A 17630-nucleotide genomic window follows, 5' to 3' on the forward strand; every position below is an offset into this window, starting at 1 on the left:
CCAGGGCCGCGCTAGCCGCCCGAGACGTCCAGTTCGGCCTCGGCCAGGTCGAGCTCGCAGCCGGACGTGTCGTCGTACCAGCCATGCGGCAGCACGACCTTGCCGCGCGGAGAGCCCTGCCTGCCACGGGGCGTGCCGAGTTCGGCGACGGGGAACTCGGCGTCCGGGTCGAGCATCCCGACAAGCTCGTGCAGTTCCGCCAGCGACGACACCATGGCGAAGCGGCGGCGCAGCTCGCCCACCGGATAGCCCTTGAAGTACCAGGCCATGTGCTTGCGCAGGTCGGTCAGGCCGTGGCGCTCGCCCTGCAGGCCGGCCAGAAGCTCCGCGTGCCGGATGATCATCCGACCGACCTCGCCCAGCGTCGGCCGTAGCCGCTGGCCCTCGCCCCGGAACGCGGCCGCGAGGTCGCCGAACAGCCACGGACGGCCGAGGCACCCGCGGCCGATGACGACGCCGTCGCAGCCCGTCTCGTCCATCATGCGCAGTGCGTCCTCGGCTTCCCAGATGTCGCCGTTGCCGAGCACCGGGATGTCGACGGCGGCGACCAGCTCGGCGATCCGTTCCCAGTCGGCCTCGCCGGAGTACGCCTGTGCGACCGTCCTGCCGTGCAGGGCGATGGCGGCGGCCCCCTCCTCCTGCGCGATCCGGCCGGCGTCGAGGAACGTCTCGTGGTCCGCGTCGATGCCGATGCGGGTCTTGATGGTGACGGGGACCCCGAACTCGTCGGCCGCCCGCACTGTCTCGCGGACGATGGCGCGGAGCCGGTCCCGCTTGTAGGGCAGCACCCCGCCGCCGCCCTTGCGCGTGACCTTCGGGACGGGACACCCGAAGTTGAGGTCGATGTGGTCGACGGCGAAGTCGCGGGCCAGGATGCGGGCCGCGTCGGCCATGACGTCGGGGTCGACGCCGTAGAGCTGCACCGAGCGGGTCTTCTCCCCTGGGTCGAACGCGAGCATGTCGCGGGTCTTCTGGTCGCCGACGACGAGCCCGCGCGACGTGATCATCTCGCACACGTACAGCCCGGCGCCCTGCTCCCGACACAGCTGCCGGTAGGCGGCGTTCGTGACCCCTGCCATCGGCGCGAGGACGACCGGCAGGTCGACCACGACGGCGTCGGGGCGGCTGGGTGCGTGCAGGCGCAGCGGGGCGAGGGTGGGCATGAGTCTCCTGGTTCGAGGCCGGTCAAGTCTACGACCGCGTCGCCGGGGGGCAGAATCGCAGCCCTGCCCCCGGCGACGGCCGTGCCACCGCTGGGCGGCGGTCGCTACCCCTTGACGCGCTCCAGCTCGAAGATGACCGCCGTCTCCGGCAACAGGTGGGGCGCCCTGATCCCGGCCGTCATCAGCACCCGACCCGTCAGCTCGAACGCCTCGCGCTGCCACACCGGCCGCGCATCGGCCGGCGTCAGCTGGCGGTCGATCGCCGTCAGTCGGTAGACGGCGTCCGGGTCCAGGCCCGGGAACCGCAGCTGGCCCAGGCTGCCGACAGCGGTCGCCGTCAGCTGCGACAAGGAGTAGATGGCCTTGCGCGGGGTGACGATGCCCTTGAAGTAGGTCTCGGGTTCGCTCATGTCGACGCGCACCTGCCGCCCGGTCAGCAGCACCTCACGGTTCGCCTTGTACCAGTCGATCCACCAGGCGAGTTCGGTCAGCTCATCCTCCGTGGCCTGCGCCAGATCCCATTCGATGCCGAGATGCCCGAACACGGCGGTGGCGGCCCGGAATGACAGATCGTGCCAGCGTGCGGTGCTGTGCGACCGCCCGGAGGCGATGTGACTGCCCTGGAACTCGGCCGGGATGAGTTGCCCCGTCCACGGCAGCATGCGCTGCCGCTCGGCCGGATCGATGACATCGGAGACCCATACCCGCTCCGTCCGGGTCAGCACCTCAAGGTCGACGCGGGCGCCGCCGGAGCTGCACGACTCGAACTCCACCTCCGGGCGCCGCTCGCGGAGCGCGTCGAGCAACCGGTAGAACGCCAGCGTCTGTTCGTGGACCCCGGGGCGGCCGTCGGGCGCGATACCCGCGTCGACGAGGTCGCGGTTGTGATCCCACTTGACGTAGTCGATGCGGTAGTCGCCGAGGACCGCATCGATCTGCGAGAACACGTGCTGCCATGCCCCCTCGATCGCCAGATTCATCACCTGCTGGTTGCGCGCCCGCACGGGCAGGCGGCCAGCGGGCTGCATGATCCACTCGGGATGCGCGCGGGCGACATCGGAGTCCTCGTTGATCATCTCCGGCTCGAACCAGAGCCCGAACTGCATCCCCAGGTCGTGCACCCGGTCGACCAGCGGGGACAGGCCTACCGGCCACATGTCGGCGGACACGACCCAGTCACCCAGCCCCGAGCTGTCGTCGCGGCGCGACCCGAACCACCCGTCATCGAGCACGTAGCGCTCGACGCCCAGCGCAGCCGCCCGCTCGGCCAGGTCGATCAGCCTGGCCTGGTCGTGGTCGAAGTAGACGGCCTCCCACACATTGAGCGTCACAGGACGGTCGGCCGACGGCGCGTGCGGCAGTGAGCGGAGGAACCCGTGGAAGCGGTCGGCGACGGCATCGAGGCCGTCGGCACCGTAGGAGAAGTAGATCCAGGGCCCTGAGTAGGCGGCTCCGTGGTCCAGGCGGACCTCGCCCGCGAGCAGCAGCTCTCCGCCGGAGATCGTCGCGAAGCCCGTGGCGTCCCGCTCAGCCTGATGGATGTGGTTGCCGCTGAAGGCGGTGTGGACGGCATACACGTCACCGGTCCGGAAGCCGAAGCCGGGGCTGCCTGCGTGCAGGACGTAGGCGGCGTCGGCGCCGGTGCGTCCGCGGCGACCCTCACGTCGGTGCTGCCCGACCGGGAAAGCCGTGCGCTGCGGGAACCGTTCGACGCCCCAGCGGCCGGCGAAGTCCAGCAGTTCGGTCGCCGACGTCGGCACGGGCATGGACAGGGTGAGTTCGTCGAGCTGGTAGCCGTCGGCGCCACGGTTGGTGACCGTGGCGCGGGCACGGACCAGCCCGTGCGCGGTGAGCTCGACCTCGAGGCTCAGCTCGAGGGCGGCATCCGCGGCCTCCGCTTCGAACTGCACCGCGCCGGGCCCTGCACTGGTGAACCCCTCGACCACGGCTCCGTCGACCGAGACACGTGTGACGCGCCAGTCAGGTGTCCAGTCGCGGCCGGCGCGGGAGCCGATCAGGCCAGGTCGGACAGAGGCGCCGTAACGCGCCTCGCCCAGGAGTCCCAGTGGACCGGCTGGTCGGGCTGGCTGCCGCCGATGAGCGGCACGCCTGTGTCGGCAACGGCGTCGAAGGCAGCGGCGTCGAGGACACCCAGGTCACCACCCCAGTGGACGACGCGCGGTAGTCGGTCATCCTCCACGAGGAGAGCCAGGGAGACGCCGTCAGCAGACAGCAGGATGCGGGTGCGTGACACGGAGGGTCCTTTACGTTTCTGCAGCGGGGTGGATCAGAGCGAGCGGGGCAGGTTGTCGCCCAGCTCCTCAGGCGGGAGGTAGGCCCCCGCCTCGTCGATGGCGCGCGACAGCAGCGGCGTGAGCACCATTTTTGCCTCGTAGCCGTTGAACGAACGGCGGTACGCCCCGACCGACTCCCACCGGGACACGATGGCCCACAGGTCCGGCTCGTCGAGATTACGCACGAGGTCGATGCCCAGGCAGCCGGGTCGTTCACGCCACCAGGTGACCGCGGCGGCGGCCTCCTCGGCGAAGTCGACCCCTGCGGCCCGGAAACGGCTGATCGCGAGCATGGCCATCAGCCTAGCTGCACACCACCGACCCGGTTTCGCCATCTCCCCCACGTGACCCGGGGCACGTGTCAGGCTGATCGCTCGAGGGGTCGACGGTGACTCCTCCGAGAGGAGTTGTGTGATGAGCCATTCACAAGGACGAGTAGGGCTTCTTGCAGCTGTCACCGTCGCAATGAGCCTGACCCTCACCGGCTGCCTGCAGGATCCGAATCCCCGCGCCGGCGGCGCCGGAGGCGGCGAGGGGGTCGCCCAGGGGGGAAGCACCGACGGCGACAAGGTCGTCACCGTCCTCGGCGCCTTCGGCGGCGACGAGGCGGTCGGCTTCCGCGAGTCACTCAAGAAGTTCGAGGCCGAATCCGGCATCAAGGTCGAGTACAACAACTCCACCGACTTCACCACGATCATCAAGGCCCGCGTGCGTTCAGGCGACACCCCCGACATTGCGATGTTCCCGCAGCCTGGCGGCCTCATCGAGCTCGTCAAGGAGAACCAGATCCAGGCGATCGACACCTATCTGGACTACGACGAGATCAACTCGACGCTGATCCCCGGCTTCCTCGACGCAGCCCGGGTCAACGGACGCGTCTACGGCGCGCCGATGCGCATGGCCGTCAAGTCCATCGTCTGGTACCCGGCCGCCTACGAGGCGACCGGAAAGCCGACCGAGTTCACGTCGGTCCAGGAGATGCAGCAGATCGGGGCGGAGATCGCGACCGAGGGCACAGCCCCCTGGTGCGTCGGCTTCGAATCCGGACCCGGCACCGGCTGGCCGGGCACCGACTGGATCGAGGAACTGGTGCTGCGCATGTGGGGCCCTGACGTCTACGACCAGTGGACCAGCCACAAGATCCCCTTCAACGACGAGCGCATCGTCGCCGCCTTCGAGGAGATGGACAAGCTGCTCCTGACCGACGGCGCCTCCTGGGGCGGGTCCAGGGGCATCCTCGCCACGGCCTTCGGCGACGCGATGAACCCGGCCTTCGAGACTCCGGCCAAGTGCTACTGGATGCGGCAGGGCAACTTCATCTCCGGCTTCTTCCCCACGACCATCCAGTCGAACCTGGACGCAGAAGTCGGCACGACGGTCTTCCCCCCGTATGAGGGCGGATTCGCGGGCCAACCGATCCTGGGCGGCGGCGACATCGCGGCCCTGTTCAACGGCGACGATCCTGACGCGATCGAGGTCATGAAGTTCCTCACGAGCGACCAGTTCGGCGGAGAGTGGGCACAGATGGGCGGCTGGCTGTCGCCTCACAAGACCTTCGACGCGGCCAACTACCCGGACGAGACGACCCGCAGCATCGCCGAGATGGCCGCCAACGCCGACGTGTTCCGCTACGACGGCTCCGACCTGATGCCCAACGCCGTGGGCGGCGGCAGCTTCTGGAGCGGCATGGTCGACTTCACCTCCGGCGCGAAGACCGCGCAACAGGTGGCAGACGACATCGAGAAGTCGTGGCCCCAGTGATGAGCACCGCAACAGTCACGGCTTCCAGGCCCCCGACCACCACCAAGGCGGCGCAGTCGCCGGCCGACCCGAAGCGGATCCTGATCGGCGCCCTGGCCATGATCCTGGTCGGCTGGTTCATCGGCAACGGGTTCCTGGCCCTGGCCTACTACCCGCAGTGGTTCTCTGTGGGGCTCCCCGTCCTGGACAAGGTGATCCAGGCCCTGCTGGCCATGGTGCTCGGCATCGGCGGCGCGGTGCTGTTCTTCTTCTGCATGAACGTCTTCGTCGAAGGGCTTCCTGGACGACTCGGGCAGTTCCTGATGCCGTACGCCTGGATCCTCCCGGCTACTTCACCGTCGGACTGCTCCTGCTCTACCCGGCGGTCCAGACGGTCAACTACTCGTTCGCCAACGCCGACTCCACCGCCTACGTGACGCCGTTCTACAAGAACTTCCAGGAGGTACTCACCTCCGAGGAGTTCACGCGCACCATCGGCAACAACCTCCTGTGGTTGCTGCTCGTGCCCGCGTCCACGGTGATCATCGGCCTCCTGGTGGCGGTCCTGGCGGACCGGCTCTCCCCCAAGGGCGAGAGCATCTCGAAGGCCATGATGTTCATGCCGATGGCGATCTCGTTCGTCGGTGCCTCGACCATCTGGGGTTTCATCTACGACTACCAGTCGGGAGACACCCAGATCGGCCTGCTGAACGCGATCGTCGCGGCGGTGGGAGGCGAACCGCAGTCGTGGCTCACCATCGACAGGTTCGCGCTGAACTCCATGCTGCTGATGGTGATCGTCGTCTGGCTCCAGGTCGGCTACGCGATGGTCCTGCTCTCGACGGCGATCAAGAACGTCCCCGAGGACACCCTCGAGGCCGCGAGGATCGACGGCGCCTCCGAGCTGAAGATCTTCTTCCTCGTCGTCGTCCCCCAGATGAAGGGCACCATCATCACCGTGTTCGTCACCGTCTTCATCATGGTCATGAAGATCTTCGACATCGTCTACGTGATGACCAACGGCAACTTCAAGACCAACGTCATCGCGAACATGTTCTTCCAGGAGTTGTTCGTGCAGCGCAACGCGGGCAAGGCGTCGGCGATCGTCGTCATCCTGCTCGTCGCCGTCATCCCGGTGCTCATCTACCAGGTGCGCCACTTCAAGCGTGAGGAGGCCGAGCGATGAGCAAGGCAGTCGACACCGAGCAGAAGCGCAGTTGGGTCTCCATCGTCGTCATGACGCTGCTGTGCATCCTGTGGCTCATCCCGACCTTCGGGCTGCTGATCACGTCGTTCCGCAGCATCGACCTCATCAACTCCAGCGGCTGGTGGACGGGCCTCCTCGGGCCGTTCACTGCGGAGAACTATGCGGGCGTGTTCCAGAAGACCGACATGGGGACGTCGTTCATCAACTCGTTCGCCGTCGCCATCCCGGCGACGATCATCCCGATCACACTGGCGGCGTTCGCGGCGTACGCGTTCACATTCCTCGACTTCCGGGGACGCGATTTCCTGTTCGTGACGATCGTCGCGGTGATGGTGATCCCCATCCAGGTGGCACTCCAGCCGATGTTGGACATGCTCGGCCCGCGCGGGATCAACATCTCCGGCCAGTACGTGTCGGTGTGGCTGCTCCACGCCGGCTTCGGCATGCCGCTCGCGATCTACACCCTCCGCAACTACATGACGACGCTGCCGCGATCGATCATCGAGTCGGCGAAGGTGGACGGCGCGTCGCACTTCCAGACGTTCTGGAGGCTGGTGTTCCCGATGTCGATGCCCGCCATCGCGGGGTTCGCGATCCTGCAGTTCCTGTGGGTATGGAACGACCTGCTGATCGCGATGATGTTCCTGAAGCCGCAGAACTCGACGGTGATCGTGTCGCTCGCGGGCATCATGGGCACGCAGGGTCAGGGCTGGGAACTCCTGACGGCGGGCGCCTTCGTCTCGATGCTGGTGCCGATGGTGATCTTCTTCGGCATGCAGCGGTTCTTCGTCCGCGGCATGACGTCGGGAGCGGTGAAGGGGTAGCCCATCGAGACACCGCTCGTCAGGAAAAGGAGCCGGTCCGTTTGACCTCAGCCGGGCGCTAGTTGATAATGATTCTCATGACGAAGCGCCTGGCCCTGTCCCTGACCGCCGTGCTCGCCCTCTCCGCGTGCGCCGGCTCCCCAGCCGACTCACCGGGTGGCGATCACGGCGAGGCGGGCCCGCGGGTCGTCGCGGCGTTCTACCCGCTCGAGTGGGCCTCCTCGCAGGCGCTCGGCACCCTCGGCGCCGTCGACACCCTCACGGCCCCCGGCGCCGAGGCCCACGACCTCGAACTCACCCCCCGCCAGATCGCCTCCCTGGCCGAGGCCGACCTCGTCGTCTACCTGAAGGGATTCCAGCCCGCCGTCGACAACGCCATCGAGCAGTCCGGCGCCGACCGGGTGCTGGACGTGGGCGAGCTCGTCTCCCTCCTGCCCGCCGACGGCGCCCACCACGACCACGGCGACGAGGCAGGACACGACGAGGAGGAGCACAGTGTCGACGACGGCCACGACCACGGCGCGTTCGACCCCCACTTCTGGCAGGACCCGGAGCGGATGTCCCAGGTCGTCGAGGCCCTTGCCGACGAACTCGCCGCGATCGACCCGGCCAACGCCGACGCCTTCGCGGCGGCCGCCCTCGCCGCGGCCCGCGACCTCACCGCGCTCGACGAGGAGTTCGCCGTCGGACTGGAGCAGTGTGCGCGGCGCGAGTTCATCACCACGCACACCTCATTCGGCTACCTGGCGGACCGCTACGACCTGACCGAGATCGGCATCGCCGGCCTCAACCCCGACGACGAGCCGTCCCCGGCACGGATCGCCGCGATCCACGACGAGGCCACTGCCCACGGGATCACGACGATCTTCTTCGAGACCCTGACCTCCGACGCCGTCGCCAAGGCCATCGCCGGCGACCTCGGGCTGCACACTGCGGTGCTCGACCCGTTGGAGGGCATCACCGAGCAGTCGCCGGGGCAGGACTACCCTGCCATCATGCGAGCCAACCTCGAGGCCCTGAGGAGCGCCAATGACTGCGCCTGAACTGATCTCCGCCGACGGCGTCTACGTCTCCATCGGGGGGATGCCGGTGCTGCGGGACGTGTCGCTGCAGGTCTCGGAAGGTGAGGCCGTCGCCCTCATCGGGGGCAACGGCTCCGGCAAGTCGACCCTGGTGCGGACACTGCTCGGCATCCTCCCCCACCAGGAGGGAACCATCTCCCTCTTCGGCCAGGAGGTTCCCGGGTTCAAGGACTGGTCGAAGATCGGCTACGTCCCCAGCACAGCGCGCTGGCGGTCGCGAACGGCACCGTCCGCGAGATCGTGTCGACCGGACGACTCGCCCACCGCTCGCCCTTCCAGTGGCTGAAGCGCGCCGACCGGGAGATCGTCACCCGCAGCCTCGAACAGGTGGACCTCGTGGGCCGCGCCGACTGGCCCTTCCGGGCGCTGTCCGGCGGGCAGAAGCAGCGGGTGCTGATCGCCCGCGCGCTCGCGTCAGAGCCGCGGCTGCTGGTGATGGACGAACCGCTGGCCGGCGTCGACCTGCACAGCCAGGGCGGACTGGCCGCCCTGCTCGGCCGGCTGCGGGACAGTGGGCTCGGGCTGCTGGTGGTCCTCCATGAGCGGGGCCCCATGGCCGACATCCTGACCCGGTCGATCACCCTGTGCGACGGCCGCATCGTCGATCACGAGGCCCCAGCAGGCGCCGCCTGCGTCGACCCGCCCACCACACCCGACGTCCTCGGGCTGACCGATCCGATCGCCGGGAGCATCGCATGATCGACCTGTTCGCCCTTCCGTTCATGCAACGCGCGATCCTCGCCGCGGTCCTGAGCGGCCTGATGGCCCCTGCCATCGGCACCTTCATCGTCCAGCGCAAGATGTCGCTGCTCGGCGACGGCCTCGGCCACGTCGCGATCATGGGCGTCGGGCTCGCGATGCTGACCGGCTGGGCACCCATGCCCGTCGCCGTCGTCGTGTGCGTCGCCGGTGCCGTGATCGTCGAGCTCCTGCGACAGCACGGGAAGGCCTCCGGTGACCTCGGGCTGGCCATCCTGTTCTACGGCGGCCTGGCCTCCGGCGTGCTGATGGCGGGCATGGCCGGCCAGGGCGCGGGCGGGCTGTCGAGTTACCTGTTCGGCTCCCTCACCTCGGTGAGTCAGGCCGACATCTGGCTGATCGTCGTGCTCGCCGTCGTCGTGCTGCTCTGCACGATCGGGCTGGCCCCACGGTTGTTCTCGGTCGCCGTCGACGAGGACTACTCGCAGGTGCTGGGCATCCGCGTCAAGGTCCTCAACCTGCTCGTCGTCGTCCTCGCCGCGGTGACCATCACCGTGTCGATGCGCACGGTCGGCCTGCTGCTCGTCAGCGCTCTCATGGTGATCCCCGTCGCCACCGCCCAGCAGTCGTTCGTCGGGTTCTTCCCCGCCTTCTTCGGCTCCATGGCGATCGGCATGCTGGCCGCCCTCGGCGGAACGATGGGCTCGTTCTACCTCGACACCGCGACCGGCGCCACCATCGTCGTGACGGCGATCGGCCTGCTGGGCCTGTCCTGGCTGATCGGTGGACGGCTGAGACGGGAGGACCGGTTCATCCCGTTCGTCGAGGACCACGGGGACCACACGCATGAGCCGGCCGAGGGTGGCCCGGCCGGATCCCATGGCCATGAATCACACCTGGCCATCCAGCACGGCGACCATCTGGACTACGTCCACGACGGCCACCGGCACGCCTGGCACGGAGACCACTATGACGAACACTAGGAACACCCGGCAGACGTGGCAGCGGGCGGCGGTCCGCGACCTGCTGGAGGGCGGCGAGGAGTTCCGCACCGCTCAGCAGGTCCACGACCAGCTACGGGAGGTCGGCGCGAAGGTGGGCCTGGCCACCGTCTACCGGGCGCTGCAGGCGATGGCCGAGGCCGACGAGGTCGACGTGCTGCGCACCCCGGACGGCGAGGCGGCGTACCGGCGCTGTTCGTCGGGCCACCACCATCACCTGGTGTGCCGGTCCTGCGGGTTCTCCATCGAGATCGAGGCGCACGAGGTGGAGGCCTGGGCCGCGAAGGTCGCCGCCGCCCACGGGTTCACCGACACCGGCCACGAGCTGGAACTCTTCGGCCTGTGCCGCGACTGCGTGGCGGCTGGGGCAGAGGACTGAGCCCGGCTCAACGCTCGAAGTACGGCAGCGACCGCAGGGCCCTGTCGAGGTGCCAGGTCGCGTAGTTGACGACCATCCCGTCGACCCGCCTGGCCACGCCGAGGTCCGCAGCCGTGGCCGCGTCCCAGTCCCCCGCGAGCAACGCCCCCAGGTGTCCGCCGCAGTCGGCGTCGAGCTGCACGGAACCGGACGTCCGGCAGCCGGTGCACACCGCACCGCCGCCCTGCGGTGAGAACCAGCGGGGCTCGGCCGCGCCGCAGCCCGCGCACTCGGCGGTGGAGACGGCGTAGCCGGCGATCGCCAGCGCCCGCAGCAGATAGGAGTCGACCACGAGCGGGGCCGGCAGCACCGCCGTCTCCAGAGCCCGGATCGCCCCCAGCAGCAGCCGGTACTGCTGCAGCGCCGGCGTCGCCTCCTCGGCGACGAGTCGGTCGGCCGTCTCGACCAGCACCTGCGCCGCCGTGAACCGGCCGTAGTCCGAGGCCAGCGTGCTGACGTGGAGGGCCTCGGCCTGCGTGACGACCTCGAGCGAGCCGCGCCCCTCGGCGAACTGGACGTCGATGTGCTGGAAGGGCTCGAGGCGGCCGCCGAACTTGCTGGAGGTGCGCCGCACCCCCTTGGCGACGGCCCTGATCTTGCCTTTGCTGCGCGTCAGCAGCGTGATGATGCGGTCAGCCTCACCGAGTTGGTGGGTCCGCAACACCACGGCATGGTCGCGGTAGGTGGGCACCGCTCGAGTCTAGGCCGCTAGGCTGCGAGGGTGCCTCAGCCTCGCCGTCAGCCAACGCCGCACCCGAGCGGCGCCACCCCGCCCGCCCTGCCGGCCAAGGCGCTGCCACGGCATGTGGCCATCGTCATGGACGGCAACGGACGCTGGGCGAAGCAGCGGGGCCTGAAGCGCACCGAGGGCCACGCGATGGGTGAGGCGTCCCTGCTGGACGTCATCCACGGCGCGATCGAGCTCGGCATCCCCTACCTGTCGGCCTACGCGTTCTCCACCGAGAACTGGAAGCGCTCCCCGATGAGGTCCGCTGGCTGATGGGCTTCAACCGCGACGTCATCCACCGCCGCCGCGACGAGCTGAACGAGCTCGGGGTGCAGATCCGGTGGGCCGGGCGCCGACCGCGGCTGTGGGGCTCGGTGATCAGGGAACTCGAGGTGGCCGAGGAGATGAGCCGGGCCAACGACACCCTGACGCTGCAGTTCTGCGTCAACTACGGCGGCCGCGCCGAGATCGTCGACGCGGCCCGGGAGATCGCGCGCCTCGCGGCGGCCGGCAAGCTCGACCCCGACCGGCTGACCGAGGAACGGTTCGCGAAGTTCCTCGACGAACCCGAGATTCCCGACGTCGACCTGTTCCTGCGCTCGTCAGGCGAGCAGCGCACGTCGAACTTCCTGCTGTGGCAGTCCGCCTACGCGGAGTTCATCTTCCTCGACCGGCTGTGGCCCGACTTCGACCGCCGCGACCTGTGGGGCGCCGTCGAGCAGTACGTGACGCGGGAGCGTCGCTTCGGGTCCGCCTGACGCCCGAGCCGTCAGTCGAGGCGGGAGAAGGCCGTTGCCCGGACGACGGCGGCGCCTGCCGCGTCGCTGGCCGGCAGGTCGACGTCGGCGGTGATCCGCCAGTCGTGGTTGCCTGCCGGGTCGTCGATGATCTGCGTGACCCGCCAGTGCTCCTTGCCCCTGTCGATCTCGAACAGGTGCGGTCCCCGCGCGGCGCCACCGGTGCCGATGTCGTCGTGCTCGTCCCAGTACCCGGCCAGGGCGTCGTCCCAGGCTGCGGCGTCCATGACGACCTCGAGCGCAGGCTCCGCGAGCCCGGCGGCGGCCGCCTCCATGCGTCCCAGCTCCTCCCACCGGTCGAATGCGGCGAGCTCGACGCGCCGGAACATGGCGGTGCGGATCATCGCGAGGAAGGCGCGCTCGTTGCCGGTGACCGGGCGCGGCGGGGGCGGCGGGGCGCCCTGGGCGGCCAGCTCCGCGGCGGCGGCGACCTTGTCGGGGTCCGTGAGCGCCTCCCATTCGTCCAGCAGGGACGAGTCGGTCTGCCGGACAGTCTCCCCCAGCCACTCGACGAGGTCGTCGAAGGACTCGTCGCGGAACTCGTCGGGGACGGTGTGGCGCAGGGCCCGGTAGGCGTCGGACAGGTAGCGCAGCACGGTCCCCTCGCTGCGCTGCAGCTTGTAGAAGGACACGAACTGGGTGAAGTTCATGGCCCGCTCCCACATGTCACGGACCACCGTCTTGGGCGACAGGGCCGACGCGTCGACCCACGGGTGGGACTGCGAGTAGATGCCGATGGCATGCTCGAGGAGTTCCTCGAGGGGCTTGGGCCAGGTGACCTGTTCGAGGAGTTCCATCCGCTCCTCGTACTCGACGCCGTCGGCCTTCATCTGCGCCACGGCCTCGCCGCGGGCGGCGAACTGCTGGGCCAGCAGCACCTGGAACGGGTCCTCGAGGACGGCCTCCAGGACGGAGACGACGTCCAGGTGGTAGGTCGGCGACTCCCGGTCGAGCAGTTCGAGCGAGGCGACGGCGAACGGCGCGAGCGGCTGGTTGAGGGCGAAGTCCTCCCCCACCGACTCGGCCATGACGCACCAGCCGCCGTGGCGATCGGGCTCCTCCAGCTTCACCAGCACGCCGGAGCCGAGGAGGCCGCGGGTCAGGGCCAGCGCGCGTCGCTTCAGTGCGCGGCGCCTGTCCGGGGACTCGTGGGAGGTGTCGAGAAGGTCGCGCATCGCCTCGTAGCTGTTGCCGGGGCGCTGCGCGATGTTCAGGATCATGCCGTGGGTGACCTGCATGCGGCTGGTCAGGTTCTCCGGCTGCGCGACGATGATCTTCTCGTAGGTGTCCTCGTTCCAGCCCACGAATCCGTCCGGCGGCTGCCTCCGGACCACCTTGCGCCGCTTCTTGGGGTCGTCGCCGGCCTTGGCGAGCGCCCGCTCGTTCTCGATCACGTGCTCGGGTGCCTGGACGGCGACGAAGCCGACCGTGTCGAACCCGGCCCGCCCGGCCCGGCCTGCGATCTGGTGGAACTCGCGGGAGCGCAGCCGACGCACGCGGCTGCCGTCGAACTTCGTCAGCCCTGTGAACAGCACGGTGCGGATGGGCACGTTGATCCCGACGCCCAGGGTGTCGGTGCCGCAGATGACCTTGAGCAGGCCGGTCTGGGCCAGCTGTTCGACGAGCCGCCGGTACTTCGGGAGCATGCCGGCGTGGTGCACGCCGATGCCGCGGCGCACCAGTCCGGACAGGATCTTCCCGAATCCGGGGCCGAACCGGAAGGCGCCGATCTCCTCGGCGATCCGGTCCGCGTCGTGGCGGGTGATGAGATGCACGCTGAGCAGGCTCTGGGCCCGCTCCAGCGCGTCGGCCTGCGTGAAGTGGACGATGTAGACGGGCGCCTTCATCTCCTGGACCAGGTCGACGACCTTCTCCTGCATCGGGGTCATCGACCACTCGAACACGAGCGGGACGGGCCGTTCGGCGTCGTCGACGAGGCTGGTGGACCGGCCGGTGCGGAGGCTCAGCTGGTCGGCCATGGCGGACACGTCGCCGAGGGTGGCGCTCATCAGGAGGAACTGCGCCTGCGGCAGTTCGAGCAGCGGAACCTGCCAGGCCCAGCCGCGGTCGGGCTCGGAGTAGAAGTGGAACTCGTCGGCGATCACCATGCCGACGTCGGCGCCGCTCCCCTCGCGCAGTGCGATGTTGGCCAGCACCTCGGCCGTGCAGCAGATGATGGGGGCGTCGGCGTTCACGGAGGCGTCGCCGGTCACCATGCCGACGTTCTCGGCGCCGAACACCTGGCACAGGGCGAAGAACTTCTCGCTGACGAGCGCCTTGATGGGCGCGGTGTAGAAGCTGACACGGTCGGTGACGAGGGCAGCGAAGTGTGCGGCCAGCGCGACCAGGGACTTGCCCGACCCGGTCGGCGTCGCGAGGATCAGGTTGTTGCCGGAGAACAGCTCGATCGCGGCCTCGTCCTGGTGCGGGTACAGCGAGATGCCCTGCTCGACGGCCCAGGCAGAGAAGTGTTCGTAGAGGGTGTCCGCATCACCGGACACGCGATCGGTGAGCTTGACCATGCCGTCACCCTATCGTCTCGGGCGCGACCGCCCGCGTCGACGGCGGGTGCTCAGCCCTGTGGGCCGATGCGGTGCAGCGTCACCTGGGACTGATTGAACAGCCGGAACTCCGGCCCGGTGGTGCCCAGCCCGGAGTCGATGTAGAGGGTGGCGTCGCCGTCGGTGTAGGCGCCCTTGCTGATGCGCGGGAAGAGCTGCCCGCCGGGCTGGTAGATCGCCCCGACGAGCGGCAGCCGGATCTGGCCGCCGTGGGTGTGGCCGCACATCGCGTAGTCGACGCCGTGGGCGTCCAGCTCGGGCAGGATCTCCGGCGAGTGCGTCAGGACCAGCCGGAACCCGTCGTCGGGCAGGCCGTCGACAGCGGCGGCGAGGTCGCCGTTGCCGGTGAAGTAGTCGTCGACGCCGATCAACGAGACCGGGCCGAATCCTCCGGTGATGACGGTGTGCTCGTCGTCGAGGATGGTCACGCCATGCGCCTCGAGCAGTCGGTGGACCTCGGCGTGGTCGGCCGACCAGTGGTCGTGGTTGCCGTCGACGAAATAACGGGGCGCGTCGATGCCTGCGAGTCCCGCCAGCAGCCGTCTGGCAGGGTCGAGGGTCCGGTTGTGGGTGTTGACCAGGTCGCCGGTGATGGCGATCAGGTCCGGCTCGGCGGCCCGCACCAGCTCGACAATGTCGCGCACCTGCGTGGTGCGGGGGATGTTGTGGAAGTCCGTGACCTGGACGACGCGGAGTTCGGCGGTGAGCTCATCGGTGACGAAATGGGTCTCATTCAGGCGGGTGGTGCGCACCTCCCAGGTGCCCCGGGCCAGGACTGCGAGCCCCAACGCCAGGAGGATCCCGAGGGAGGCCGCCACCCGGATGCGCCGACGCCGCACCGCCCGGGCCTTCGCCTGGGCGGCCCGGGTGGTGCGGCGAGCGGGGTAGGGCTGGCGGGCGTGCGCGCCGACACACCCTTCGCCGTCGGCTTGGCGGAAACCCTCCCGGTGGTGGACTTCCGCGCCGCCGTCCCACTCACGCCGTGGCGGCGCGGTTCAGAGCACTCAGGATCGCCTTCATCGAGGCGCTCGTGATGCTCGGGTCGACCCCGACGCCCCACAGCACCTGCGAGTCGGGGCCCTCGCCGATCTCACACTCGACGTAGGCCGCGGCCGACGCGTCGTCGCCCGATTGCAGGGCGTGCTCGGCGTAGTCCAGCACCCGCACCTGGGCGCCCTCCTGGGCCAGCGCATCGACGAACGCGGACACGGGACCGTTGCCCTCGCCCTCGACGGCGATGCCCTTGCGGGTGGGGCCGTCGATGGTGGCGTTCACGTGGAACTGGCCGTTCTGGGACGTCGACCCGGCCCCGATCAGCTGCCAGTCGACACCCTCCAGGTACTCCTCGCGGAAGATCTCGAAGATCTGCGCCGAGGTGACCTCTCCGCCCTCGGTGTCGGTGTGCTGCTGAACGACGCGGCTGAACTCGATCTGCAGCCGTCGCGGCAGGTCCATCTTGAACTCGTTCTTCATCAGGTAGGCCATGCCACCCTTGCCCGACTGCGAGTTCACGCGGATGACCGCCTCGTAGCTGCGGCCGACGTCGTGCGGGTCGATGGGCAGGTACGGCGCCTCCCACGGCATCTCGTCGATGGTGCTGCCCGCCTCGGCGGCCACCTTCTCCAGGTGCTCCAGGCCCTTCTTGATGGCGTCCTGGTGGGAGCCGGAGAAGGCGGTGTAGACGAGGTCGCCGGCGTACGGGTGGCGCGGGTGCACGGGCAGGCCGGTGCAGTATTCGACGGTGCGGCGCACGTTGTCGATGTCCGACAGGTCGATCTGGGGGTCGATGCCCTGCGTGTAGAGGTTCAGGGCCAGGGTGACCAGGTCGACGTTGCCGGTGCGCTCGCCGTGACCGAACAGGCAGCCCTCGACGCGGTCGGCGCCTGCCATCTGGCCCAGCTCGGCGGCCGCGACGGCGGTGCCGCGGTCGTTGTGCGGGTGCAGGGAGATGGCGACGTGCGCGCGGTTCTTGACGTGGCGGGAGAAGTACTCGATCTGGTCGGCGTACGTGTTGGGCGTCGAACGCTCCACGGTGGCCGGCAGGTTGAAGATGATCTCGCGTCCCTCGCCCGGCTGCCAGACGTCGGAGACCGCGTTGCAGACCTCGACGGCGAACTCCGTCGGCGTCTGGGTGAAGATCTCGGGCGAGTACTCGTAGCCGAACTCGACGTCGGGCAGGTACTTGTCGGCGTACTTCATGACGGTTTCGGTGCCGCGGGTGGCCAGCTGGATGCACTCCTCCGGGCTGATCCGGAAGACCACCTTGCGGAACAGTTCGGCGGTGGCGTTGTACATGTGGATGGTGGCGCGGTGGGCGCCGACCAGCGACTCCGCCGTCCGGGCGATCAGGTCCTCGCGGGCCTGAGTCAGCACGGAGATGGTGACGTCGTCGGGGATCTTGTCGCCCTCGATCAGCTGCCGGACGAAGTCGAAGTCAGTGCCGGAGGCGGACGGGAAGCCGACCTCGATCTCCTTGTACCCCATGCCGACGAGCAGTTCGAACATCCGCATCTTGCGGCTGGGGGTCATCGGGTCGATCAGGGCCTGGTTGCCGTCACGCAGGTCGGTCGACAGCCAGCGGGGGGCCTTCTCGATGCGCTTGGTGGGCCAGGTGCGGTCGGGGACGTCGATCGGGATGAAGGGCGTGTAGCGGTGCACCGGCATCGGCGTGGGCTGCTGCGTGGGCACGGGCTGCGGGCGGGTGGTGAACTGAGTCATGAGAATCTCTTCCGGGGCTGTTGGTGGCGCCAGACACGCAAACACACCGCAGCGAGGGATTCTGGCTCAGTTTGACTGGGCCTCGCTGCGGCAACCAAGAAGCAGGAAGTGCCGTGCCACGAGCGTCACCCTAGCACCGGGAGGGTCGCGGACAGGGGAAGTCGCCCCGGAATGTGGACAGGTCGCTGTGGGAGGGCGTGCACGAATCTCCACTGAGCCGCCGCTACGTGCATATCGCCACAGCGGCGGCCAGAGCCAGCAGAATGCACGCTGGAGCCAGATTCGTGCTCGGGGCAACAGACCGATGGACGACGAGCATGACGGACGCCCGACGAGCCTGACAGACGCACAAGGCTCCCGAGGCACCGTCCCTGAGCACGAATCTCCGCTGAGCCGCCG

General features: G+C 69.1%; 17 protein-coding genes and 1 pseudogene. 10 read left to right on the forward strand and 8 right to left on the reverse strand.

The genetic code is table 11. The features are described 5' to 3' along the window. Positions 1-11: 11 nt before the first annotated feature. The 4 genes from dusB to H9L22_RS06505 form a co-directional block, all read right to left on the reverse strand. Positions 12-1163: a tRNA dihydrouridine synthase DusB gene (dusB, locus tag H9L22_RS06495; protein ID WP_187722070.1), complete on the reverse strand. Its 1152-nt coding sequence runs from the start codon at positions 1161-1163 to the stop codon at positions 12-14. A gap of 104 nt (positions 1164-1267) precedes the next feature. Next, complete coding sequence (locus H9L22_RS06500; RefSeq protein ID WP_320060614.1) at positions 1268-3229, reverse strand: alpha-galactosidase; 1962 nt, start codon at positions 3227-3229, stop codon at positions 1268-1270. Continuing rightward, positions 3178-3417 (reverse strand): hypothetical protein, encoded by a 240-nt coding sequence (locus H9L22_RS18680; protein WP_226966169.1) that lies wholly within the window; start codon positions 3415-3417, stop codon positions 3178-3180. Before H9L22_RS18680 ends, H9L22_RS06500 begins: the two co-directional genes overlap by 52 nt. A gap of 33 nt (positions 3418-3450) precedes the next feature. Next, entirely contained in the window at positions 3451-3750 is a 300-nt protein-coding gene (locus H9L22_RS06505) for an antibiotic biosynthesis monooxygenase family protein (RefSeq protein WP_187722071.1), read from the reverse strand. A gap of 172 nt (positions 3751-3922) precedes the next feature. Between H9L22_RS06505 and H9L22_RS06510 the strand changes: the two genes are divergently transcribed. The 9 genes from H9L22_RS06510 (at position 3923) to H9L22_RS06545 (ending at position 10389) form a co-directional block, all read left to right on the forward strand. Further along, a complete protein-coding gene (locus tag H9L22_RS06510) occupies positions 3923-5218 on the forward strand; it encodes an ABC transporter substrate-binding protein (RefSeq protein ID WP_226966170.1) in 1296 nt (431 codons plus the stop codon). Continuing rightward, positions 5218-5634, forward strand: a complete 417-nt coding sequence (locus tag H9L22_RS18685; RefSeq protein ID WP_226966171.1) for a hypothetical protein — start codon at positions 5218-5220, stop codon at positions 5632-5634. The genes H9L22_RS06510 and H9L22_RS18685 overlap by 1 nt, the downstream gene beginning before the upstream one ends. Continuing rightward, complete coding sequence (locus H9L22_RS18690; RefSeq protein WP_226966172.1) at positions 5631-6383, forward strand: carbohydrate ABC transporter permease; 753 nt, start codon at positions 5631-5633, stop codon at positions 6381-6383. The genes H9L22_RS18685 and H9L22_RS18690 overlap by 4 nt, the downstream gene beginning before the upstream one ends. Beyond that, entirely contained in the window at positions 6380-7228 is an 849-nt protein-coding gene (locus tag H9L22_RS06520; protein ID WP_187722073.1) for a carbohydrate ABC transporter permease, read from the forward strand. The genes H9L22_RS18690 and H9L22_RS06520 overlap by 4 nt, the downstream gene beginning before the upstream one ends. A gap of 77 nt (positions 7229-7305) precedes the next feature. Beyond that, positions 7306-8271: a metal ABC transporter substrate-binding protein gene (locus H9L22_RS06525; RefSeq protein ID WP_226966173.1), complete on the forward strand. Its 966-nt coding sequence runs from the start codon at positions 7306-7308 to the stop codon at positions 8269-8271. Then, complete coding sequence (locus tag H9L22_RS19645) at positions 8258-8596, forward strand: ATP-binding cassette domain-containing protein (protein WP_187722075.1); 339 nt, start codon at positions 8258-8260, stop codon at positions 8594-8596. The genes H9L22_RS06525 and H9L22_RS19645 overlap by 14 nt, the downstream gene beginning before the upstream one ends. Then, positions 8551-9009 (forward strand): ATP-binding cassette domain-containing protein, encoded by a 459-nt coding sequence (locus tag H9L22_RS06535; RefSeq protein WP_187722076.1) that lies wholly within the window; start codon positions 8551-8553, stop codon positions 9007-9009. The genes H9L22_RS19645 and H9L22_RS06535 overlap by 46 nt, the downstream gene beginning before the upstream one ends. Then, the gene (locus tag H9L22_RS06540; protein ID WP_320060600.1) at positions 9006-9992 is read left to right on the forward strand and encodes a metal ABC transporter permease; all 987 of its coding nucleotides are present in this window, start codon (positions 9006-9008) and stop codon (positions 9990-9992) included. Before H9L22_RS06535 ends, H9L22_RS06540 begins: the two co-directional genes overlap by 4 nt. Beyond that, positions 9979-10389, forward strand: coding sequence for a Fur family transcriptional regulator (locus tag H9L22_RS06545; RefSeq protein WP_187722077.1), 411 nt, complete (start codon positions 9979-9981; stop codon positions 10387-10389). The genes H9L22_RS06540 and H9L22_RS06545 overlap by 14 nt, the downstream gene beginning before the upstream one ends. A gap of 7 nt (positions 10390-10396) precedes the next feature. On the opposite strand, the gene recO is transcribed toward H9L22_RS06545, so the two are convergent. Continuing rightward, positions 10397-11119, reverse strand: a complete 723-nt coding sequence (gene recO / locus H9L22_RS06550; protein ID WP_187722078.1) for a DNA repair protein RecO — start codon at positions 11117-11119, stop codon at positions 10397-10399. A 126-nt stretch (positions 11120-11245) separates the two neighbouring features. On the opposite strand from recO, the pseudogene H9L22_RS06555 reads away from it, so the two are divergent. Further along, positions 11246-11913, forward strand: a pseudogene (locus tag H9L22_RS06555) (isoprenyl transferase). Positions 11914-11924: 11 nt separating this feature from the next. Here H9L22_RS06555 and H9L22_RS06560 read toward each other — a convergent pair. The 3 genes from H9L22_RS06560 to leuA form a co-directional block, all read right to left on the reverse strand. Then, positions 11925-14474 (reverse strand): DEAD/DEAH box helicase, encoded by a 2550-nt coding sequence (locus H9L22_RS06560; RefSeq protein ID WP_187722079.1) that lies wholly within the window; start codon positions 14472-14474, stop codon positions 11925-11927. Between the two features lie 50 nt (positions 14475-14524). Next, on the reverse strand, positions 14525-15352 hold the full coding sequence (locus H9L22_RS06565) for a metallophosphoesterase (protein WP_187722080.1): 828 nt from the start codon (positions 15350-15352) through the stop codon (positions 14525-14527). A 136-nt stretch (positions 15353-15488) separates the two neighbouring features. Then, positions 15489-17231, reverse strand: a complete 1743-nt coding sequence (leuA, locus tag H9L22_RS06570) for a 2-isopropylmalate synthase (protein WP_187722081.1) — start codon at positions 17229-17231, stop codon at positions 15489-15491. Positions 17232-17630: the final 399 nt, after the last annotated feature.

The organism is Tessaracoccus defluvii, assembly GCF_014489575.1.
GTDB lineage: Bacteria > Actinomycetota > Actinomycetes > Propionibacteriales > Propionibacteriaceae > Arachnia > Arachnia defluvii.